This window comes from Pseudomonas sp. LG1E9, assembly GCF_003290225.1.
Taxonomy (GTDB): domain Bacteria; phylum Pseudomonadota; class Gammaproteobacteria; order Pseudomonadales; family Pseudomonadaceae; genus Aquipseudomonas; species Aquipseudomonas cyclaminis.
Window position 1 is genome coordinate 3,981,421 of the sequence record NZ_CP029983.1, and the last position, 21,517, is coordinate 4,002,937.

The 21,517-nt window shown below is 61.2% G+C and carries 19 protein-coding genes and 1 pseudogene; 10 read left to right on the forward strand and 10 right to left on the reverse strand.

The features are described 5' to 3' along the window. Positions 1 to 121: 121 nt before the first annotated feature. On the reverse strand, positions 122 to 427 hold the full coding sequence (locus tag DNK50_RS18155) for a DUF2834 domain-containing protein (protein ID WP_099585347.1): 306 nt from the start codon (positions 425 to 427) through the stop codon (positions 122 to 124). Positions 428 to 512: 85 nt separating this feature from the next. Here DNK50_RS18155 and DNK50_RS18160 point away from each other — a divergent pair. Together DNK50_RS18160 and DNK50_RS18165 are read left to right on the forward strand one after the other, a co-directional pair. Then, positions 513 to 665, forward strand: a pseudogene (locus DNK50_RS18160) (transcriptional regulator); the annotation flags it as partial. A gap of 56 nt (positions 666 to 721) precedes the next feature. Next, a complete protein-coding gene (locus tag DNK50_RS18165) occupies positions 722 to 2,428 on the forward strand; it encodes an amidase (RefSeq protein WP_112195576.1) in 1,707 nt (568 codons plus the stop codon). A gap of 163 nt (positions 2,429 to 2,591) precedes the next feature. On the opposite strand, the gene DNK50_RS18170 is transcribed toward DNK50_RS18165, so the two are convergent. After that, positions 2,592 to 2,810 (reverse strand): DUF6434 domain-containing protein, encoded by a 219-nt coding sequence (locus tag DNK50_RS18170; protein WP_112195578.1) that lies wholly within the window; start codon positions 2,808 to 2,810, stop codon positions 2,592 to 2,594. A 247-nt stretch (positions 2,811 to 3,057) separates the two neighbouring features. Here DNK50_RS18170 and DNK50_RS18175 point away from each other — a divergent pair, with 247 nt between their 5' ends. Further along, positions 3,058 to 3,483, forward strand: coding sequence for a nuclear transport factor 2 family protein (locus DNK50_RS18175; protein WP_099585350.1), 426 nt, complete (start codon positions 3,058 to 3,060; stop codon positions 3,481 to 3,483). 14 nt (positions 3,484 to 3,497) lie between these two features. On the opposite strand, the gene DNK50_RS18180 is transcribed toward DNK50_RS18175, so the two are convergent. Further along, positions 3,498 to 4,823 carry a PLP-dependent aminotransferase family protein gene (locus DNK50_RS18180; RefSeq protein WP_112195580.1) on the reverse strand — a complete coding sequence of 442 codons (1,326 nt, stop codon included), beginning with the start codon at positions 4,821 to 4,823 and terminating at the stop codon, positions 3,498 to 3,500. Between the two features lie 90 nt (positions 4,824 to 4,913). Between DNK50_RS18180 and DNK50_RS18185 the strand changes: the two genes are divergently transcribed. Further along, entirely contained in the window at positions 4,914 to 5,804 is an 891-nt protein-coding gene (locus DNK50_RS18185; RefSeq protein WP_112195581.1) for a DMT family transporter, read from the forward strand. Here DNK50_RS18185 and DNK50_RS18190 read toward each other — a convergent pair. Next, on the reverse strand, positions 5,801 to 6,352 hold the full coding sequence (locus DNK50_RS18190) for a YceI family protein (RefSeq protein ID WP_112195583.1): 552 nt from the start codon (positions 6,350 to 6,352) through the stop codon (positions 5,801 to 5,803). The genes DNK50_RS18185 and DNK50_RS18190 overlap by 4 nt on opposite strands. Positions 6,353 to 6,481: 129 nt before the next feature. On the opposite strand from DNK50_RS18190, the gene yghX reads away from it, so the two are divergent. Continuing rightward, on the forward strand, positions 6,482 to 7,369 hold the full coding sequence (gene yghX / locus DNK50_RS18195) for a YghX family hydrolase (protein ID WP_099585354.1): 888 nt from the start codon (positions 6,482 to 6,484) through the stop codon (positions 7,367 to 7,369). 143 nt (positions 7,370 to 7,512) lie between these two features. Here the strand turns inward: yghX and DNK50_RS18200 are convergent, their stop codons facing one another. Continuing rightward, the gene (locus DNK50_RS18200; RefSeq protein WP_112195585.1) at positions 7,513 to 8,697 is read right to left on the reverse strand and encodes a DUF2252 family protein; all 1,185 of its coding nucleotides are present in this window, start codon (positions 8,695 to 8,697) and stop codon (positions 7,513 to 7,515) included. Between the two features lie 226 nt (positions 8,698 to 8,923). Here DNK50_RS18200 and ampC point away from each other — a divergent pair, with 226 nt between their 5' ends. Further along, on the forward strand, positions 8,924 to 10,054 hold the full coding sequence (gene ampC, locus DNK50_RS18205; protein ID WP_371929528.1) for a class C beta-lactamase: 1,131 nt from the start codon (positions 8,924 to 8,926) through the stop codon (positions 10,052 to 10,054). A gap of 33 nt (positions 10,055 to 10,087) precedes the next feature. Here ampC and DNK50_RS18210 read toward each other — a convergent pair whose 3' ends face one another. Together DNK50_RS18210 and DNK50_RS18215 are read right to left on the reverse strand one after the other, a co-directional pair. After that, the gene (locus DNK50_RS18210) at positions 10,088 to 11,365 is read right to left on the reverse strand and encodes an ATP-binding protein (protein ID WP_099585357.1); all 1,278 of its coding nucleotides are present in this window, start codon (positions 11,363 to 11,365) and stop codon (positions 10,088 to 10,090) included. After that, the gene (locus DNK50_RS18215; RefSeq protein WP_112195589.1) at positions 11,366 to 12,073 is read right to left on the reverse strand and encodes a winged helix-turn-helix domain-containing protein; all 708 of its coding nucleotides are present in this window, start codon (positions 12,071 to 12,073) and stop codon (positions 11,366 to 11,368) included. A 157-nt stretch (positions 12,074 to 12,230) separates the two neighbouring features. On the opposite strand from DNK50_RS18215, the gene DNK50_RS18220 reads away from it, so the two are divergent. Beyond that, positions 12,231 to 13,430, forward strand: coding sequence for an MFS transporter (locus DNK50_RS18220; RefSeq protein WP_112195591.1), 1,200 nt, complete (start codon positions 12,231 to 12,233; stop codon positions 13,428 to 13,430). Here the strand turns inward: DNK50_RS18220 and DNK50_RS18225 are convergent. Beyond that, positions 13,386 to 13,988: a tRNA-(ms[2]io[6]A)-hydroxylase gene (locus DNK50_RS18225; protein ID WP_112195593.1), complete on the reverse strand. Its 603-nt coding sequence runs from the start codon at positions 13,986 to 13,988 to the stop codon at positions 13,386 to 13,388. The genes DNK50_RS18220 and DNK50_RS18225 overlap by 45 nt on opposite strands. A 150-nt stretch (positions 13,989 to 14,138) precedes the next feature. Between DNK50_RS18225 and DNK50_RS18235 the strand changes: the two genes are divergently transcribed. Then, a complete protein-coding gene (locus tag DNK50_RS18235) occupies positions 14,139 to 15,002 on the forward strand; it encodes a universal stress protein (protein ID WP_112195597.1) in 864 nt (287 codons plus the stop codon). A gap of 63 nt (positions 15,003 to 15,065) precedes the next feature. On the opposite strand, the gene DNK50_RS18240 is transcribed toward DNK50_RS18235, so the two are convergent. After that, the gene (locus DNK50_RS18240) at positions 15,066 to 15,536 is read right to left on the reverse strand and encodes a DUF1289 domain-containing protein (protein WP_112195599.1); all 471 of its coding nucleotides are present in this window, start codon (positions 15,534 to 15,536) and stop codon (positions 15,066 to 15,068) included. Positions 15,537 to 15,932: 396 nt separating this feature from the next. Between DNK50_RS18240 and acnB the strand changes: the two genes are divergently transcribed. Further along, entirely contained in the window at positions 15,933 to 18,542 is a 2,610-nt protein-coding gene (gene acnB / locus DNK50_RS18245; RefSeq protein ID WP_099585364.1) for a bifunctional aconitate hydratase 2/2-methylisocitrate dehydratase, read from the forward strand. A 444-nt stretch (positions 18,543 to 18,986) separates the two neighbouring features. Here the strand turns inward: acnB and DNK50_RS18250 are convergent, their stop codons facing one another. Then, positions 18,987 to 20,264 carry a serine/threonine transporter gene (locus DNK50_RS18250; RefSeq protein WP_112195601.1) on the reverse strand — a complete coding sequence of 426 codons (1,278 nt, stop codon included), beginning with the start codon at positions 20,262 to 20,264 and terminating at the stop codon, positions 18,987 to 18,989. A 223-nt stretch (positions 20,265 to 20,487) separates the two neighbouring features. Here DNK50_RS18250 and DNK50_RS18255 point away from each other — a divergent pair, with 223 nt between their 5' ends. Beyond that, positions 20,488 to 21,441: a 2-hydroxyacid dehydrogenase gene (locus tag DNK50_RS18255; protein WP_099585366.1), complete on the forward strand. Its 954-nt coding sequence runs from the start codon at positions 20,488 to 20,490 to the stop codon at positions 21,439 to 21,441. The last annotated feature ends 76 nt before the right edge of the window (positions 21,442 to 21,517 follow it).

The window sequence follows — 21,517 nt, forward strand, 5'->3', positions numbered from 1 at the left end:
GATTTGGGTCAGTAAGGGGCTTTTGTGGTGAGCGGGCTTGCCGCGCGAGGCAAGCTCGCTCACCACAGAAGTCAGAGGAACGCCGCAGAATATTCATACCAGCCTGGAAATTTTTGGACGGTCATTGCTCCCTCCTCCCCCGCAGCACGATGTAAAGCAACGGGCCCACCGACACAAACACCGCCGTCAGCAAAAAATACGGCACCACCGACAACACCGAGCGCCCTCGCCCACGCGCATCCCGATACATCCATACGCACGCCAATATCGCCATCAGGTACAGGTCGATCACCACTTGCGCGGTGTCCGGCCGCGAGAGCAATTGCTGCCCAAAAGCCCATAACGATTGCTCGGCAGTCAACAAAGTGAACAGGGTGTAGAGGGAAAACCCGAGCAAAGCGGCCAGGGCAATCGAGGGTCTTGGCATGATGTCTTCCTTGAAGTGATCGAGCCCCACCTTAGCGATAAGGTTTGGCCCTCGCAATGACCTTAGAGGTCATTGCGAGGGCCACGAAAAATCCTTTTTGTCGACCTTCACCGCGTTCGGCATGCCTCAGGACATCACCCTCACCTCGCTGCGCATCGAGCATCTGATTCCCGCTGACAAGGCGACCTGGCAGGTGATGCGCGCCGCCTTCGCGGACTATTCGGCGCTGGTTTTGTGAAATATCTGTACGTAGACTGCGGCCATACCTCAACTTAAGGCGGCGAAGAAAACGTCATGCAAGTTACCGAAGTCTCCATTGCCCAATTGCGCGCTGCGCTTGAATCCGGCCAGACCACTGCCGTTGAACTGGTCCAGGCTTACCTTGCCCGGATCGAGGCCTACGACGGCCCGCAGACCGCTACCGCGTTGAACGCCGTGGTGGTGCGCAACCCCGAAGCGCTTAAAGAAGCCGAGGCGTCCGATGCGCGCCGGGCCAAAGGCGAAACATTGGGGCCACTGGATGGCATTCCCTATACCGCCAAGGACAGCTACCTGGTCAAGGGGCTGACGGCGGCCTCGGGCAGCCCGGCCTTTGCCAAGCTCGTCGCTCATCGCGATGCGTTCACCGTCGAACGCCTGCGCGCCGGTGGCGCTATCTGCCTGGGCAAGACCAATATGCCGCCGATGGCCAATGGCGGCATGCAGCGTGGCGTGTATGGCCGTGCCGAAAGCCCGTATAACGCTGAGTACCTCACCGCGCCGTTCGCCTCCGGTTCGTCCAACGGCGCGGGCACTGCCACCGCCGCCAGTTTCGCGGCATTCGGCCTGGCGGAAGAAACCTGGTCCAGCGGGCGCGGCCCGGCGTCCAACAATGGCCTGTGCGCCTACACCCCGTCCCGTGGGGTGATTTCGGTGCGCGGCAACTGGCCGCTGACGCCAACCATGGATGTGGTGGTGCCCTATGCGCGCACCATGGCCGACCTGCTGGAAGTGCTCGATGTGGTGGTTGTCGAAGACCCGGACACCCGTGGCGACCTGTGGCGCCTGCAACCCTGGGTGCCGATCCCTCGCGTCACCGACGTGCGCCCGGCGTCTTACGCTGAACTGGCCGCGACGGCAGAGTCCCTCGCGGGCAAACGCCTGGGCGTACCGCGCATGTACATCAATGCCGACCCCGACGCCGGCACCAGCGAAAAGCCCGGCATCGGCGGCCCGACCGGGCAACGGATCAACACCCGTGACAGCGTGATCGACCTGTGGAAAGACGCCCGCACGGCGCTGGAAGCAGCGGGTGCCGAAGTGATCGAGGTGGATTTCCCGCTGGTGTCCAACTGCGAAGGCGATCGCCCCGGCGCGCCGACGGTGTTCACCCGTGGGCTGGTGTCCAAGGAATTCCTGCACGACGAGTTGTGGGAACTGTCCGCCTGGGCGTTTGACGACTTCCTGCGCGCCAACAATGACCCAACCCTCAACCGCCTGGCGGATGTCGACGGCCCGAAAATTTTCCCACACGACCCCGGCACTCTGCCCAACCGTGAAGACGACCTCGCCGCCGGCATGGACGAATACGTGCGCATGGCCCAGCGCGGCATCACGCCCTGGAATGAAATCAGCACCGTGCCCGACGGCCTGCGCGGCCTGGAGCAAACCCGGCGCATCGACCTGGAAGACTGGATGGACAAGCTCGGCCTCGACGCCGTGCTGTTCCCCACCGTCGCCGACGTCGGCCCGGCCGATGCCGATGTGAATGAAGCCAGCGCGGACATCGCCTGGAGCAATGGCATCTGGGTGGCCAACGGCAACCTCGCCATCCGCCACCTGGGCGTGCCTACCGTCACCGTGCCGATGGGCGTGATGGCGGACATCGGCATGCCGGTGGGGCTGACGTTTGCCGGGCGCGCCTATGATGACTCGGCGTTGTTGCGCCTTGCGGCCGCGTATGAGGCAACGGGCAGCAAGCGCCTGATTCCGCCGCGTACCCCGCCGCTGGCAGACAACTAACGGCTCACCCCGTGGGAGGGGGCTTGCCCCCGATAGCGGAGTGTCAGTCAAAGCTGTTCCAACTGAACCACTGCCATCGGGGGCAAGCCCCCTCCCACATTTTGATCTTCGGCGTGTCAGTTGCTTGGCTTTGTCTTAAAAGGTCGGCAGCACATTGCCGTGCTCATGGATGCTTGTCAGTGTTCCGGCGCTGCCACTCATCCACCACGTCACCCAGGGTCTTGGGGGTCTCGTTGCGAATCCACGCCATGAAGGGTCGGTCGAATTTGAAGCTCGGCCCGCAGTGCTCACACATGAAGCGGCGCACGTTCTGGGTGTTTTTGTAGTGCGCGGTCACGGGAGTGGCGCGGGTGATGGGGTCGCTGTGCCAGTCAAAATCCATTTTTTCGCTCGGGCAGGTGAGGTGTCGGCGTTAGCATAGCGATGCGCCTGTTTCCTAGGAAGCGCCGAAATCAGGCAACTCAAAGAACTCAAGGTGTTGGGACATCGTATAAGAGCGCTAAATCCCAGAGACCCAATAATTTCAGGATATTTCGAAATTTCACTTTCCATCGCCATAGGAAATATTGCATGGTTGTACGACAACTATAGCTGTCGTCAACATCCCCAACAACAATAAGGAAACATCCATGCAGAACGTCAAACTACTGATCGGTTTTCTATGCCTGTTCAGCGGCTACGTGGCCGCATCCCCTGCCGACAAAGACGTCGCCCAAGCAGTCGATCACCTGACCCAAGCCATGCTGCATAAAGATATCAAGCAGCTTCAAGCCCTGACCGCCGAGCAACTCACCTACGGCCACTCCAGCGGCAAGATCCAGAACAAACAGGAGTTCATCGCCGATATCGAGACCGGTCGCAGCGGCTTCAAGACCCTGGAAATGCAAAAACAGACCATCACCCTGCAAGGCGACACGGCGCTGGTGCGCAACCACTTTCACGCCCAGGCGGTGAACAGTGGCGTGGAGGTACCCACCGACATCGAAAACTTCCAGGTCTGGCAGAAACAGAAAGGCCACTGGCTATTGATCGGTCGCCAGGCGTTTAAATTCTGAAGGCAAGCGTAGGCTCACCACGCCACTACGCTGCGCACCTTGTGCAACGCCTCGCGCAGCGCCGGCATGTCCACCGAACCCAATGCCAGACGCAACGCATGGGGCACGTGGGCTGAAACGGCAAACGGCTCGGCGGTGGAGACGGAGACGCCCTCGCGCTGCAAGGTCATGGCGACTTGGTCAGCGCGGGCGTCTTCCGCCAAAGGCAGCCACAGAAAATACGATGACGGGTGGCTGGTGTAGGCCAGCCCCTTCAGCACCTGCGCTGCCAAGATTTGCCGAGCCTGGGCATCCTGGCGCTTTTGTGCTTCCAGTTGGGCGACGGTGCCGTCCTCGATCCAGGCCACGGCGATCGCACTCATCACGCCGGGCACGTTCCAGGTGGTGGCCATGATGGTGCGTTCCAGCGCCTTCATCCACGCAGCGGGCGCGGCGACAAACCCCACTCGCAGCCCGGTGGCGACACTCTTCGACAACCCGCCCACATACACCGTGCGTTCCGGCGCCAGGCTGGCCAAGGGCGGCGGTGCGTCCTCGGCCAGAAACGCGTAGGCCGCATCTTCGATGATCATCAGGTTGTGCTGGCGGGCGATGGCTACCAGTTGCTCGCGCTGCTCAATGCCCATCACCCAGCCCAGCGGATTGTGCAGGGTCGGTATGCTGTACACCGCACGCACCGGGCGCTTGCCACACAGGTTGCGCAGCGCTGCCAGGTCCGGGCCGCTGGCGGTGACGGGAATCGGGACGATTTCAAGATGCAGGGTCTCTGCCAGCACCTTGAACCCCGAATAGGTCAATGCGTCCACCGCGATCACATCCCCTGGCTTGAGCAACGCCATCATCGCCACCGCTAACCCATGTTGGGCACCACTGACCACCAGCACCTGCTCGGCCGCCACCGTCAGCCCTCGGCTCAGCAGGTGACGGGCAATGGTGGCTCGCTCATGCAGGCGACCGGCGTGGGGTTGATAACGCAGCAGCGCTTCAAGGTCGCCGGACAGCGCCAACTGGCGCAGCGCGGTGCGCAGCAAGTCGGCCTGACCGGGCAGCGAGGGGTAATTGAAATTGAGGTCGAGCATGCCCGTCGCGATGGCCATCTGCCCACTGCCCTGCCCTGGCGGTAACGCGATCTCCCGCACGAAGGTGCCGCGCCCGGTTTCCCCACTGACCAGGCCCATGGCTTCCAGCTCGGTGTACACGCGGCTGGCGGTGACCAGCGCCAGGCCGTGGTCGGCGGCCAATTGGCGATGGGTGGGCAAACGCATGCCGGGGGGCATTTTCCCGCTGCGGATGTCTTCGGCAAACGTGTCGACCAGTGACTTGTAGCGGGCGCGGGGCATTGGCGGTGTATCCATGACAATTTTTTGATTGTCTTAAGCTTCGATCCTAGGATGGGCGCCACGCAACTTTTCTTTTTCCGGACAGCCCTCATGGAACGTACGTCTCCCCTCAGCGCCCTGGACAGCAGCACTCAGGGTTGGATCAATGGCTTTATCGGCGTGGTGATTTTCAGCGGTTCACTGCCCGCCACGCGCTTGGCGGTCATGGAATTCGATCCGGTGTTTCTGACGATGATCCGCGCCGCCATCGCCGGCGCATTGGGGCTGCTTCTGTTGTGGCTGCTCAAGGCGAAACGCCCCGCACGCGGTCAGTGGGTGCCTCTGGTGATCGTCTCACTGGGCGTGGTGATCGGCTTCCCCCTGCTCACAGCCCTGGCCCTGCAATACGTGACCTCTGCGCACTCAATCGTGTTTATCGGCCTGCTGCCCCTGGCCACGGCGGTATTTGGTGTACTGCGCGGCGGCGAGCGACCGCGGCCGGTGTTCTGGGTGTTTTCGGTCCTGGGGAGTGCGTTGGTGATGGGTTATGCCTTGGCCCAAGGCTTGAGCGCGTCACCAGCGGGCGATGTGCTGATGCTGCTGGCGGTGCTGGTATGCGGATTGGGATACGCCGAAGGCGCGAAGCTGTCGCGCAGCCTGGGCGGTTGGCAGGTGATCTGCTGGGCGCTGGTGGTGTCGCTGCCGGTGGTGCTGCCGCTGAGCCTGATCCTTGCCCCGCCGCGTTTCACCGGCATCAGCCTCCCGGCCTGGCTGAGCCTGGGCTATGTGGCGCTGTTCAGCATGCTGATCGGGTTTGTGTTCTGGTATCGCGGCCTGGCTCAGGGCGGGATCGCGGCCGTCGGCCAGTTGCAGTTGCTGCAACCGTTCTTTGGCCTGGCACTGGCGGCGGGCCTGCTGCATGAGCAGGTGAGCCTGGGCATGGTACTGGTGACAGTGGCGGTGATCGGCTGCGTGGCCGGCGCGAAAAAGGTCGCCCGCTAGCGCTGCGGCGCGACCATTTTGAATTTGATATGGATGTCGTTGGACACCACGCTGTTGCCGGCCCATTCACCTTCGCCGATCTTGAAATTGCCGCGATCAAGGATGAATTCGCCGTCGAACACGCCAATGCCATCCAGCTCCTTGAGCAGCACCTGCACATCAACCGGGCGCGTGATGCCCTTGATAGTCAGGTTGCCGCTGATCTGGAAGCGGTTATCCCCCAGCGCCTTGACCCCGGTGGACTCATACACGCCCACCGGGTAGGTCGCGGTATCAAACCACGACGCGCGTTGCAGGGTGTCATTGGTATCGTCGCTGCCGGCGTCGATGCTGGCGAGCTTGATCTTGAGCAACGCATGCCCCGCCCCCGGCGCCTGCGTATCGAAGGTCAAGGTGCCTTCGAACTCCTTGAATGTGCCATACATCCGCTGCCCGAGTTGCTCGTAGGTAAAACTGATCTGGCTGGCGGTGTGGTTGACGTCCTTGTACTCAACGGCCTGGGCGCTGGCGATAAAACCAAGGGCTACGGCTAACATTCGACGCTTCATTCAATTCTCCGCAAAAAAAATGGACGTACCCCCACAGACGCATGTCCTGCTGGACAGCGTAGCTGCCCGTGGCCGTGAAGGCTGAACCTGGTCTACATTGATTGCCACCGCCAATCGAGGATTGCACCGATGACTCGTCTCACCGCGAAAGACTTTGCCCCCGAACTGCTGGAACTCTACGACGGCTACGCCCACGGCAAGATCAACCGCCGTGAATTTCTCGACCGTGCGGCGTTGTTCACCTTCGCAGGCATGAGCGCTGGCGCACTGCTCGCCGCCCTAAGCCCCAATTACGCCCTGGCCGAGCAAGTGAAATTCACCGACCCGGACATCGTCGCCGACTACATCACCTACCCCTCGCCCAAGGGCAACGGCACGGTACGCGGCTACCTAGTGCGCCCGGCCAAGGCAGCGGGCAAGTTGCCGGCGGTGGTGGTAGTGCACGAAAACCGTGGCCTGAACCCCTATATCGAAGACGTCGCCCGACGCCTGGCCAAAGCCGGCTTTATTGCCCTGGCCCCGGATGGCCTGACCTCCGTTGGCGGCTACCCCGGCAATGATGAAAAAGGCGTGGCACTGCAACAGACCGTCGATCCGACCAAACTGATGAACGACTTCTTCGCCGCCATCGAATGGCTGATGCACCACGACAGCAGCACCGGCAAAGTCGGCATCACCGGCTTCTGCTACGGCGGCGGCGTGACCAACGCGGCAGCGGTGGCCTACCCCGAACTGGGCGCAGCGGTCTCCTTCTACGGCCGCCAACCTGAGGCCAAGGACGTACCGCGTATCAAGGCGCCGATCATGCTGCACTTCGGCGAACTGGATACACGCATCAACGAAGGCTGGCCGCCGTACGAGAAAGCCTTGAAAGCGGCCGGCACAACCTATGAAGCGTTCATCTACAAGGGTGCCAATCACGGCTTCCACAACGACTCGACGCCGCGTTATGACGAAGCAGCGGCGAACCTGGCGTGGGAAAGAACGCTGGGCTGGTTTCGCAAATACCTGGCATGACCGGCGTTGCGGCGCGCCGGCCATGAGCATCTCCACCTCGTTGCCCCGCCGCCGTAGATACCGTCTTGACGCTCACCGGGCAAGCGCAAGGGAGAAATGTGTGCGGTATCTACGGGGTATCTTGTTCACTCTAGCGCCCTGGGTCAGTGCTCCAAAGCATACCGCCGACAATGGTTCAAATACCCCTGTTCATGACTCCCCACCAACTGCACCACACTGGTCCACAACCATGAGGGCGCATCCAATTCCCTCGACCGGTTCTCCTGCAACGTCGCCATCCACCCCTTGCGGGTCGCTCGGTCCATCTGCCGCGCATGAGCAACGCCAACCACCCGCGCCAGATAACCCGCGGCGTGCATAGCGTCAGTCTCGCTCAACTCATCGAGTTCCAACTTCATGTCCTGTGGCAGCAGTTCCCGAATAAAAAACCCGTGATCCAGAAACCGCGCCGCGACCATGCGTCCGCCCAGGCCCGGTGACAGCTGCCGCGCAGCTTCAACCACCCGGCGGCCATTATCCCTGGGCATCTTCGCCCGTGCGGCTCGGGGCGCAGCGGCGCCGACCGCCTCCTTGATGTCGATCAGGCAATACTCCTGATCATCCTTGTCGCCCACGCCGAGCAAGGCCGCGTAACGCAACAGACCCAGGGAGCTGCAGCCCTTGACCCAGTAAGCACAATCCAGGAGTTCGACCTTGGCGTCCTTGGGCCGACCTTTGAGCGAGGTGACCAATTGGTGGATCTCATCCGACGCACAGACGCCTTCCAGCGCGCTTTTTTCAGCCCGCGACAACGCCCAGAAATGCTTGCCCAGCGGGATGGTCGGCCGGGCGCTTTCGATGCGTTCACGCGCCAGGTGCTTCCAGGTGCGCGCCACCGCGCTGCGCATGCCAGCCTTGACCTGGGACGGGCGTGGCGGTGCTTCGTCGGGCTTATCTTTGAAGGCCTGTTCGTAGCCCAGCATCATTTCTTCGAGCATGCGTGCGGTGGTCACACCAGGGAGGTCCGAGCCTCGCGCGGCGGTCGCCAGGGACAAGGCCAGGCGCACCAGGTCGTGGGCCGGGTTGCCGATCACAGCCTGGTCCAGGTCGCGGATATGCATATCGATGCGGCCTTCGTTGTCGCCGGTGGGACCCAGGTTTCCGGCATGGCAATCGCCGCAGATCCAGATCGCGGGCCCGTTGGGCAAACGACGCCCCGGCAAACTGTGCAGCCAGTCGTAGAACTGCACGGTACTGCCGCGTACATAGGCGTGGGCCGAGCGCGCCATCTTCAGGTTTCGCAGTTGGGTAAGGTGAGGCATACGAGCGGAGGGGCGCGGTGTTTTCATGGAATAACTCTGTACAGGTGTAGCGGTAGAGCGGCGCGCATCGGCGAATGTTTCATTATGTTTCTAAAATAGTCGTTACGCTGGCCTTTTCCGCTACAGCCAGGCAAGCGACGTCATCGTTTGCCCAGCGCTGGCGAACTGCCTATATTTGCCTCGCCCGCGCAGGGTCTTTTTTTTCGATCACTTTCATGGAAACCCTCTCATGCCCCTCTCTATGCTCTCCGGCATGCGCACTGTCACGGCGATAGCCGCCCTTCTCGCTGCCAGCAACTGCCTGGCCGCCACTGACCTGCAAGCGGTGGTGGACGCCAGTGTCAAGCCGCTGATGCAGCAACAGGCCATTGCCGGACTTGTCGTCGGCGTGGTTCAGGACGGCAACGTGCAGTATTTCAACTATGGCGTCGCGTCCCGGGAGACGCGGCAGCCCGTCAACGAAAACACCCTGTTCGAAATCGGTTCGGTCAGCAAAACCTTCACCGCCACCCTCGCCGGTTATGCAGCAGCCACCGGCAGACTCAAGCTGTCGGCCCCGGCCAGCGACTACCTGCCTGCGCTGGGCGGCGGCAAGTTCGACCACATCAGCGTGCTTAACCTGGGCACCTACACCGCCGGAGGCCTGCCCCTGCAATTTCCGCCTGAGGCGGACAACAACCAGCACATGATCAGCTACTTCCAGCAGTGGAAACCCGACTTCGCCCCTGGCACCCAGCGGTTGTATTCCAACCCGAGCCTGGGCCTGTTCGGTTACCTCGCGGCGCAGAGCCTCAAGCAGCCGTTCGACCAGGCGATGGAAAAGACCCTGCTGCCCAAACTCGGGCTCAAGCACACCTTCGTCAAAGTGCCGACAAGCCAGATGAACCTGTACGCCCAAGGCTACGGCAAGGATGGCAAGCCGGTGCGCGTCGGCCCCGGCGCCATGGACAGCGAGGCGTACGGCATCAAGACCAGCGCCTCGGACCTGCTGCGTTATGTGCAAGCCAACATGCGCTCCGCGAAGCTGGAAACCGCCGTGCAACAGGCAATCGCCATCACTCATACCGGCTACTACACCGTCGACGGCATGACCCAGGGCCTGGGCTGGGAAATGTACCCCTACCCCATCACGCTCGATGCGTTGATTGACGGCAACTCCACACCCATGGCCATGGAACCGCACAAGGTCAACTGGCTAACGCCGGCGCTGGCGCCCCATGCCAACACCCTGGTGAACAAGACCGGCTCGACCAACGGGTTTGGTGCCTATGTGGCCTACGTGCCGAGCAAGGGATTGGGGGTGGTGATCCTGGCGAACAAGAACTACCCGAATGCGGAGCGGGTGAAGGTGGCCCATGCGATCTTGAGTACGCTGGATCGCTAAAGCCTGGCACAAAAAGAACGGGGGGCGACGACGTTATTCGGCATACGCCCAGGTCATCCGAAACGACGCCCCACCCCATTGCGAATCCACCACGTGCACCTGCCCGCCGTGCCACTGGGACACTCGCTGCACCAGCGCCAGGCCCAGGCCGAAGCCGCCGGTGCGGCGGTCGCGGCTGGCGTCCAGGCGCATAAACGGCTGGAAGATTTTCGCTCGTCCGTCCTCGGGCACACCGGGGCCGTCGTCGCACACCCGCACCTCATAACCGTTGCCGAATTTGATCAGCGACACGTCCACGCGGTGCTCGGCGTAGCGGATGGCGTTGCGCAGCAGGTTGATCACCGCCCGCGCCATGAAGCGCGGTTCGATCTGGATCACATCCACCTCACAGGCACGCAGCGACAACTGGATGCCCGCCGCCTCCGCTTCCAGCGCGACGCTGCCGATCACGCTGTCGAGCCAGCTGTGGGCTTCGATGGGCTCGCGGGTGACCTGGGTCGCACCGCGCTCCAGGCTGGCGTAGGTCAGCAGTTCGGAGACCATTTCTTCCAGTTCGCCCAGGTCGGCGTACATATCGGCGATCAACTCGCCGCGTTGACGCGGATCGGCCTGCTGCTTGAGCTGGTCGAGTTCGAACGACAAGCGCGCAATGGGCGTGCGCAGCTCATGGGACACCGCGTTGGTCAGTTCGCGCTGGTTGGCGATCAGGCTCTCGATGCGCTCGGCCATTTGATTGAAGTGCCCGGCCAGTTCGCGCACGGTGGAACGGCGCGGCAGCAGGATGCGCGAGCCGAGGTCGTTGTCGCCAAAACGTTGCGCGGCCAGGCGGATGTGCTCCAGATCACGCCAGTGCGGGCGCACCCAGAAATACAGCACCACCGCAAGGCACAGGCCCAGCAGGCTGTAGGCCCACAGGTACAGCCATTTAGGCTCTTCGGGGAGTTTGATTTCGAGCAGTTGCGGGCTGCTGTCGATACGGGCAATGAACTCCATGAAGTCACCGCGCACCACCAGGCGCCCGTCTGCCAGCAATTGTTGTTCACGGGGGCTCAGGGCCAACTCATCACGATGAACCAGCTTGAGCAGCAAGCCGTAATGGGGCTGCAGCTCGGCCAGCCGCGCCGGGCGAGCATCGGTCGGCAGCAGGCGCAGTTGTTCCACCAGGCCATACGCCGGGCCGCGCATGGCTTCGCGGTTATAGGTTTCGTTGGCTTCGGGCAGCAGCTCATCGAAGGTGTAGTTGACCAGCCAGATCGCCCCCGCCAAACCGAGCGCCAGGATGATGTACAGGCGCATGTACAAGCGCAGCATCTAGACCTCCCACGCGAACGGATTGAACAGATAACCCTTGCCCCAGATGGTCTTGATGCACACCGGTTCGCGGGGATTGTCGTTGAGCTTGCCGCGCAGTTTGCTGATGTACACGTCGACGCTGCGGTTAAGGCCGTCGAATGCAATGCCGCGCATGCGGTTGAGAATGTCATCGCGAGAAAGGATGGTGCCGGCGTTGCTGGCCAGCAACCACAGCAGTTCGAATTCCATGGTGGTGAGGTCGATCTTGTCGTCACCCAGACTGACCATCCGGCAACTGCGGTCGATGGCCAATCGACCGAATGCCAGTGCCCCGCGCACGGTCGGCTCCGGCAGCTGGCGACGTTGCAGCGCGCGCAGGCGCGCCAGCAGCACCGGCGGCTTGATCGGTTTGATCACGTAGTCATCGGCGCCGGATTCCAGGCCGAGGATATGGTCCAGGTCATCCTCCTTGGCAGTGAGGATGACGATGGGGGTGTCGGAAACGCTACGAATCTCGCGGCACACCTGCAGGCCGCTCTGGCCCGGCAGCATCAGGTCGAGTACGACGATTTTCGGCTTGAACGCCAGGAACGCCGCCAGGGCTTCATCGCCTCGGTGCACCACACGGGGCTCGAAGCCATGCTGTGATAGAAAATGCGCAATCAGCCCCGCCAGCTTTTCGTCGTCCTCAATGAGCAGAACCTTACCCTGACCCAGGTTTTCCATACGTTCTCTGTGTGCGCACGCGGATTGAAGAGCGCGCATTATAGGTGGCAAGCTGGGTAACTGAAGCATTCAGCCGGACGCTGCCACGCAAGCTTCATGTTATTAAGAGTTTTTTACAAATAGCCCGCACTCTTTAACGCCATTCACAGGGAGTTGTATGCGCAAGGATTACTTGGCGTTCTTTGTTTCGCTGTTCCTGTCGCGCCTGGCGGACCAGATCCTGCTGTTTATCGTGCCGCTGATCGTATTCCAGACCACGCGAAGCGTGTCGTGGGCAGGCCTGGCATTTTTTATCGAATCGCTGCCTCGCTTCCTGGCCTTCCCGGTGTGCGGCGCCCTGTGCGACAAGTATTCGCCGGTACGCATCCTGCACATCAGCCAGGCCTACCGGGCGTTGGCGTGTGTGCTGGCGGTGGCACTGTACGGGATATTCGACGGTATCTACTGGCTGGTGCTGCTGTCTGCATTGTGCGGCGTGCTGACCACCCAAGGCATCATGGCCCGTGAGGTGCTGATGCCGCATATCTTCAAGCACTACACCTACACCAAGACCTTGTCCTATTCACAAATCGCCGACCAGAGCGGCCTGGTGCTGGGCCCGCTTGTGGCAGCGCTGATGCTCGAAATATGGCCTTGGCATTGGGTGGTGCTGGGTGTCGGCGGGCTGTTTGTGCTGGCAGACCTGGCCATGCTGATCTGGCAACGCACTACCACGGTGAGCCTGCAAAGCCATGCACAGCACCGTGACATCTGGTGGCAGCCGCTGCGCATTGCCTTCGGGCATATCCGCAGCCTGGCGGAACTGAAGCGGGTCATTACCCTCGCTGTCGGCGTGAACCTGTTGATTGGCGTGACACTGGCCACATCGGCGGCAATGGTTACGGGCCAATATGCCGCCAGCAAGGATACCTACGCCCTGCTGCAAGCTGCCGGCGCGGTCGCCACCATCGTCATCCTGTCTTACCTGGCACGCTCGTCATTGGCGCTGAAGGTCATGGGCGGGCTGTCGTATTCAACGATTGCCGCAGGGGCGTTGATCATGGCGGTCAGCCCTACCTTGTGGGGCTACACCTTGGGTTTCCTGCTGGTCACCGGTTTCGACAAGATGTTCAACGTGTACCTGCGCAGCACCCGTCAGCGGGTGATTCCGGCGCAGGACTTCGGTAAGACGGTGGGCGTGATCACCTTGCTCAATAACCTGCCGCAACCCTTGGCAGGGCTGATGATTGCCGTACTCGCAGCGCCACTTGGCACGCAAACAGTGATCCTGCTACTGACGGCGATCACCACCTTGCTCGGCGTGGCCGTGGCGTCAGGCTGGCACGCCACTGTGAAAGCGGAACTCGACGTCAGGTGACTCGATCAATTCCTGCTCGGCCGCTCTGACCCGCTCGATCACCTGGGCAATATCCTTGGCGTCGCCGTACTGATAAGCCAGTTTCAAGTAACCCTGGAAATGCCGCGCTTCGCTTTTCAGCAGGCCGAAGTAGAACTTGCTGAGCTCTTCGTCCAAATGCGGCACCAGCGCTTCGAATCGCTCGCAACTGCGCGCTTCGATAAAAGCGCCGACCACCAGAGTGTCCACCAGCTTAACTGGCTCATGACTGCGCACAACCTTGCGCAAACCCGAGGCATAGCGGCTGGCGTGCAACTGGCGCAGTTCGATCTTGCGCTTTTTCATCAGGCGCATGACTTGCTCGTGGTGCACCAGCTCTTCGCGGGCCAGGCGCGACATCATGTTGATCAGGTCGACATGGCCGTGGTACTTGGCGATCAGGCTCAGGGCGGTGCTCGCGGCTTTGAATTCGCAGTTCTTGTGGTCGATCAGCAGGGTTTCCTGGTCGGCCAATGCGGCCTGGACCCAGGCGTCAGGGGTGCGGCAACCGAGGAATTCGTGGATTTCTGGCAGGTTCATCGGGCTCACGGGCAAAAGGATCACAAAAGGCCGGCGATTATACCGACCACGCCGCAGACCACCAGCCACTGGCCTTGATGTGCATCAACATGACGGCTGCCGGGCAGCAACTATAGTTACCCCACGCCCACTCTTTTGGAGTTCCCCACCATGCAAGCCATCCGCAGCATCCTGGTGGTCATCGAGCCCGAGCACTCAGAGAGCCTGGCCCTCAAGCGCGCCAAGCTGATCGCCGGGGTCACCGGCGCGCACCTGCACTTGCTGGTCTGCGACAAGAAACATGAGCATTCGGCGCTGCTGAGTGTGCTCAAGGCGGGCTTGCAGGAGGATGGCTACAGCGTCACCACCGAGCAGGCCTGGAATAACAGCCTGCATGAAACCATTATCGACGTGCAGCAGGCCGAGGGCTGCGGCCTGGTGGTCAAGCAACACTTTCCCGACAGCCCGCTGAAAAAGGCGCTGTTGACGCCGGGGGACTGGAAGCTGCTGCGGTACTGCCCGACGCCGGTACTGTTGGTCAAGACCGCTGCACCGTGGGCCGGCAAGGTGATTCTGGCGGCCATCGATGTGGGAAATAACGATGGTGAGCATCGCTCGTTGCACAACGCGATCATCGACCATGGCTTTGATATCGCCAGCCTGGCCAAGGCGCAACTGCATGTGATCAGCGCCCATCCGTCACCGATGCTGTCGGCAGCCGACCCGACCTTCCAGCTCAAGGAAACCATCGAGGCGCGCTACCGCGAGCAGTGCCGGGCATTTCAGGCCGAGTTCGATGTCGATGACAAACACCTGCATATCGAGGAAGGCCCGGCCGACGTATTGATTCCACATTTTGCCCACACACTGCAGGCGGCCGTGACCATCATCGGCACCGTAGCGCGCACCGGCATTTCCGGTGCACTGATCGGCAATACGGCAGAGGTGATACTGGATGCTGTAGAAAGTGATGTGTTGGTGCTCAAGCCGCAGACTTTAATGGATCACCTCCAAGAGCTTGCGACCAAACCCTGAAGAACAATGAAGAACTCAATGTGGAAGGGGGCCAGCCCTCTCCCACATATTGGATATCTGCTGTCAGTCAGCGAGCGCATCTTTCAGGAAACCCGGCGCGATATAGCGCTGGTAATGCGCCTCGGAAAGGATAAAGAACTCACGGTCAATCGCATCGCGCAGGTCCGGCAAGGCCCAATCACGAAACTCCGGCAACAGCACCATGCCGTACGCCTCCAGGTTATTGATGACCCGCGCGCCACGGGCAATCAACTGATAAGCCCAGCAGTACTCGGACTGGTGCGGCACGAAGCGGATCTTGCGCTGTTCCAACTGACCGCGCAGGGTCTTGGGGTCGAAAATCTCCAGTTTGCCGGCCATCACCTGCACCAGCAGTTGCTCCAGACGCAGCCAAACCGCACGTTTTTGCTCTTCGTTGTAGCCATTCCACAGGATCACTTCGTGGTGGAAGCGCTTGCAGCCACGGCACACCAGGTCGCCGTAAACCGTGGAGCACAGGCCGACGCAGGGGGTCTTGATGGTTTGGTTGGGCATGGGCAACAACACACAAATCAGCGAAACAGTGCGCCATGTTAGCCCTTTGTCTAAGGTTGATCACCCAGCAAACTTGCCATGGCAACTTACCTTTAGAAATTTTTTGCCGTAGAATCATCCGGCCTTGTAAGGCGCCAATAATCCGCTGGAAGCTGTTTTCAAAGCGTCACGAGCACAGTCGTTCCTTCAGAACGGTGTTGGCGCGGGTTTGACCCCGGTAGGTCAAAAACCGCGCCAACCCTCATCAGCTCCGTTCTGCAGGCGTAAAACTTTGAAAGCAGCTTCTGTGAGGAATGCCGGCAGCGCTGGCTTTGCGGCCCAAAAAGCCCCCGAGCGCATGCGTGCCGTTCATTTCTGGATGAGCGTCCCGTGGGACCACTGATGAGGGTAATAACTGTGCTTGAAGCCTACCGCAAACATATCGAAGAGCGTGCAGCCCTGGGTATTGTTCCCCAGCCGCTTAACGCCGAACAAACCGCAGGCCTGGTCGAGCTGCTGAAAAATCCTCCGGCTGGCGAAGAAGAATTCCTCGTTGACCTGATCACCAACCGCATTCCACCAGGTGTTGACGAAGCTGCCTACGTCAAGGCCGGTTTCCTGTCTGCCCTGGCCAAGGGCGAAGCCACTTCCCCCCTGATCGACAAGAAACGCGCTGTTGAACTGCTTGGCACCATGCAAGGCGGCTACAACATCGTGACGTTGGTCGAGCTGCTGGACGACGCCACGCTTGCGCCTGTCGCTGCCGCCCAACTCAAGCACACCCTGCTGATGTTCGATGCGTTCCACGACGTGGCCGAAAAAGCCAAGAACGGCAACGAGCACGCCAAAGGCGTGATCCAGTCCTGGGCTGACGGCGAATGGTTCCGCAACCGCCCTACCCTGGCCGACAAGATCAGCCTGCGCGTGTTCAAGGTCACCGGCGAAACCAACACCGACGACCTGTCCCCTGCGCCTGATGCCTGGTCCCGTCCAGATATCCCGCTGCACGCCCTGGCCATGCTGAAAATGGCTCGCGAAGGCATCGTGCCGGACGAGCAAGGCAAGACTGGCCCGATGAAGCAGATCGAAGAGATGCGTGGCCAAGGCTTCCCGATCGCCTACGTCGGTGACGTGGTCGGTACCGGTTCGTCGCGTAAATCGGCGACCAACTCGGTATTGTGGTTCTTCGGCGACGACGTTCCTTACGTGCCGAACAAGCGCGCCGGCGGCTTCTGCTTCGGCAGCAAGATCGCTCCGATCTTCTACAACACCATGGAAGATGCCGGCGCACTGCCGATCGAATTCGACGTTACCAACATGAACATGGGCGACGTGATCGACCTGTACCCCCATGCTGGCAAAGTCTGTAAACACGGCACCGACGAAGTCCTGACCACCTTCGAAATGAAGACCCCGGTATTGTTGGACGAAGTCCGCGCCGGCGGCCGTATCCCGCTGATCATCGGCCGTGGCCTGACCGACAAGGCTCGCGCCGAACTCGGCCTGGGCCCTACCGACCTGTTCAAGCTGCCTGAAGCGCCTGTCGACACCGGCAAGGGTTTCACCCTGGCGCAGAAAATGGTCGGCAAGGCCTGCGGCCTGCCGGAAGGCAAAGGCGTTCGTCCAGGTACGTACTGCGAACCGAAGATGACCACCGTGGGTTCCCAGGACACCACCGGTCCGATGACCCGTGACGAACTGAAAGACCTGGCGTGCCTGGGCTTCTCGACCGACCTGGTGATGCAGTCCTTCTGCCACACCGCGGCCTATCCAAAGCCGATCGACGTGACCACCCACCACACCCTGCCTGACTTCATCATGACCCGTGGCGGCGTATCGCTGCGCCCAGGCGACGGCATCATCCACAGCTGGCTGAACCGCATGCTGCTGCCGGATACCGTCGGTACCGGTGGTGACTCCCACACCCGTTTCCCGATGGGCATCTCGTTCCCGGCCGGTTCCGGCCTGGTCGCCTTCGCCGCAGCCACTGGCGTAATGCCACTGGACATGCCGGAATCGATCCTGGTGCGCTTCAAAGGCAAAATGAAACCTGGCATCACCCTACGTGACCTGGTTCATGCCATTCCTTACTACGCGATCCAGTCCGGTCTGCTGACCGTCGAGAAGAAAGGCAAGAAAAACGCCTTCTCGGGCCGCATCCTGGAAATCGAAGGCCTGAACGACCTGACGCTGGAGCAGGCTTTCGAGCTGTCCGACGCCTCGGCCGAACGTTCGGCTGCCGGTTGCACCATCAAGCTGTCGAAAGAGTCCGTCACCGAGTACCTGAACTCCAACATCACCCTGCTGCGCTGGATGATCGGCGAAGGCTACGGTGATCCACGTACCCTGGAACGTCGTGCCCAAGCGATGGAAGCCTGGGTTGCCAACCCAGAGCTGATGGAAGCCGATGCCGACGCGGAATACGCCGAAATCATCGAGATCGACCTGGCCGAAATCAACGAGCCGATCCTCTGCGCACCGAACGACCCGGACGATGCTCGTCTGCTGTCGAGTGTTGCTGGCGAGAAGATCGACGAAGTGTTCATCGGTTCGTGCATGACCAACATCGGTCACTTCCGCGCTGCCGGCAAGTTGCTGGAACAGGTCAAGGGGCAGCTGCCAACCCGTCTGTGGCTGTCGCCGCCGACCAAGATGGACGCTCACCAACTGACCGAAGAAGGCTACTACGGTATCTACGGCAAGGCTGGCGCGCGCATGGAAATGCCGGGCTGCTCGCTGTGCATGGGTAACCAGGCACGTGTAGAACCGAACTCGACCGTTGTGTCGACCTCGACCCGTAACTTCCCGAACCGTCTGGGTGATGGCGCGAACGTCTACCTGGCCTCGGCTGAGCTGGCGGCAGTGGCCTCTACCCTGGGTCGCCTGCCGACCGTCGAAGAGTACATGGGCTACGCGGCGAAACTGGACACCATGGCCAGTGACGTCTACCGCTACCTGAACTTCGACCAGATCGCTGAGTTCCGCAAGATCGCAGCAAGCGCCAACATACCGGTGATTCAAGCCTAAGGTGTTGATGTGAAAAAACGCCGCGTATCGCAAGGTACGCGGCGTTTTTTTATGCCTGGAATACGATCTTCATAACACTGAAAAGCAAATGTGGGAGGGGGCTTGCCCCCGATGGCAGTGGGTCAGCCAATTCATGGGTGGCTGATACACCGCTATCGGGGGCAAGCCCCTTCCCACATTTAGACCTGTGCTGCCCTTGAAAGCAGCGTCAGACCTCAAGCAATAAACGAATACACCAACGCCGTAATCGCCACCAGGCCAAACCTAAGGCGTTTTTTTATGCCTGGAATACGATCTTCATAACACTGAAAGGCAAATGTGGGAGGGGGCTTGCCCCCGATGGCAGTGGGTCAGCCAACTCATGGGGGGGCTGATACACCGCTATCGGGGGCAAGCCCCCTCCCAAATTTAGACCTGTGCTGCCCTTGAAAGCAGCGTCAGACCTCAAACAATAAACGAATACACCAACGCCGTAATCGCCACCAGGCCAACCGCCGTCACGAATACGTTGGACGCCTGCCCACGGTACTTGGCCATGGCCGGCACCTTGCGGATGGCGTACATCGGCATCAGGAACAGGATCGACGCAATGATCGGCCCGCCGAGGGTTTCGATCATGCCGAGGATGCTTGGGTTCAGCGTGGCAACGATCCAGCACACCACCAGCATAAAGGCAGCAGTCATGCGGTCCAGAGTCTTGTCCGCCGGACGACGACCACTCTTGAGCACCAAGCCCTTGAGGCCTTCACTGGCACCGATGTAGTGGCCCAGGAACGACTTGGCAATCGCCACGAATGCGATCAATGGCGCGGCAAACGCGATGGTCGGGTTGTTGAAGTGGTTGGCCAGGTACGACAGGATCGACAGGTTCTGCGCCTTCGCCTCAGCCAGTTGCGCCGGCGACAGGGTCAGCACGCAGCTGAAGACGAAGAACAGCACCATTACCACCATCAACAGGTGCGCGCGGGACAGGATCTGCGAGCTGCGCTCATCGGCATGGGCGCCATACTGGCGTTTCTGGTCAACCGCGAAGGCCGAGATGATCGGCGAATGGTTGAAGGAGAACACCATCACCGGAATCGCCAGCCACAGGGTATTGAGCAACGCAGACGGCGCCGGGACCACACTGGCGGTGCTGAGGATGCCGCCGTTCCAGTGTGGGATCAGGTACACCGCGAGGAACAGCAAGGCGACGATAAACGGGTACACCATCAGGCTCATGGCCTTGACGATCACCTGCTCACCGCAACGCACCACGGCCAGCAGGCCAAGGATCAACACAAACGACAGGATCGCCCGTGGCGGCGGCAGGAGGTGCAGTTGGTGTTCCATGAAGCTGCTGACCGTGTTGGTCAGCGCCACGCTGTAGATCAACAGGATCGGAAAGATGGCGAAGAAGTACAGCAAGGTGATCAGTGCACCCGCCTTGATACCGAAATGTTCTTCCACCACGTCAGTGATGTCCGAACCTTCACGCCCGGAGAGTACGAAACGGGTCAGGCCACGGTGGGCAAAGAACGTCATCGGAAACGCCAGCACCGCCAGGATCAGCAGCGGCCAGAAGCCACCCAGGCCGGCGTTGATGGGCAGAAACAAAGTACCGGCGCCGATGGCCGTGCCGAACAGGCCGAGCATCCAGGTGGTGTCCTGGCGGCTCCAGCTTGTGAGGGTTGCAGGTGTCGTTGCATAGCGTTCGTCGACGCTATTGGCCTGATCATTCATCCGGTCGGATCTCCGCATTTACACGGCCGGGACGAGTCAGAAAAACCTGACAGGCAGCGCCCCGACCATAGAAGGGGCCGGATTGTCCGGGATTCTTGTGAATAAGCAAAGACTTAGCTGAGGAATGGTAGTCCCGTGCCGCTGCGGCAGTCCTTGCATCAACCCCCTATAAAATGTCGCATACTCTCTCTTCCATACCGCCTCCCCAAGGAAGAGCCGTCCGATGACCACCACTGTCCTGGTCCTGGTTGAAACCATCAACGACTACCTGCCCATTATCGAAAGCAACGACTTTCATGTGATCCTGGCGCCGACGCCCGCCGAGCGCGCCCAGGCCATCAAGGTTCACGGCGGCCAGATCCAGGCCGTGCTGACCCGTGGCCCGCTGGGTTTGTATGCCGAGGAAATCGCTGCCCTGCCGTTGCTGGAAATTATCTGCGTGATCGGCGCCGGCTATGAACATGTGGACCTGCAGGCGGCCAGCAACCGCGGGATCGTGGTCACCAACGGCGCCGGGGTGAACGCTCCGTCGGTGGCGGACCACGCCATGGCGCTGTTGCTGTCCCTGGTGCGCGGCATCCCGCAGACCGATGCCGCCGTGCGACGTGGGGAATGGCCCAAAGTGATGCGCCCTTCCCTCGGCGGCAAGCAGTTGGGCATTCTCGGGCTGGGCGCCGTGGGCCTGGAGATCGCCAGGCGCGCCGCCCTCGGATTTGGCATGGAGGTGAGCTATCACAACCGCCAGCCCCGTGACGATGTGGACTACACCTACTGCGCCACGGCCGTGGAACTGGCGCGCACCTCGGATTTCCTGATCCTGGCCACGCCTGGAGGCCCGAGCACCCGTCACCTGATCGATCGTCTCGCCCTGGATGCTTTGGGGCCCAATGGCTACCTGGTGAATATCGGCCGTGGCAGCGTGATCGTCACCGCCGACCTGATCACTGCCCTTGAACAACGTCGCATTGGTGGTGCCGCGCTGGATGTGTTCGACGACGAACCCAATGTCCCCGACGCTCTCAAGCACCTGAGCAATGCCGTGCTCACCTCCCATGTGGCGGGCCTGTCGCCGGAAGCCGCCCACGACACCGTGCAACGGGTGGCCGACAATCTGGTGGAGTACTTCGCCGGCCGAGCGGTGCTCACCCCCGTAGCCTTGCCCGCGCCCGTAAAATGACCGATCAGGCACGCTGATCGCCCGCCAACACGCTAACCTATTAAGCCGCCCCGACCTTGTCGCTGGGCGGTTGTGC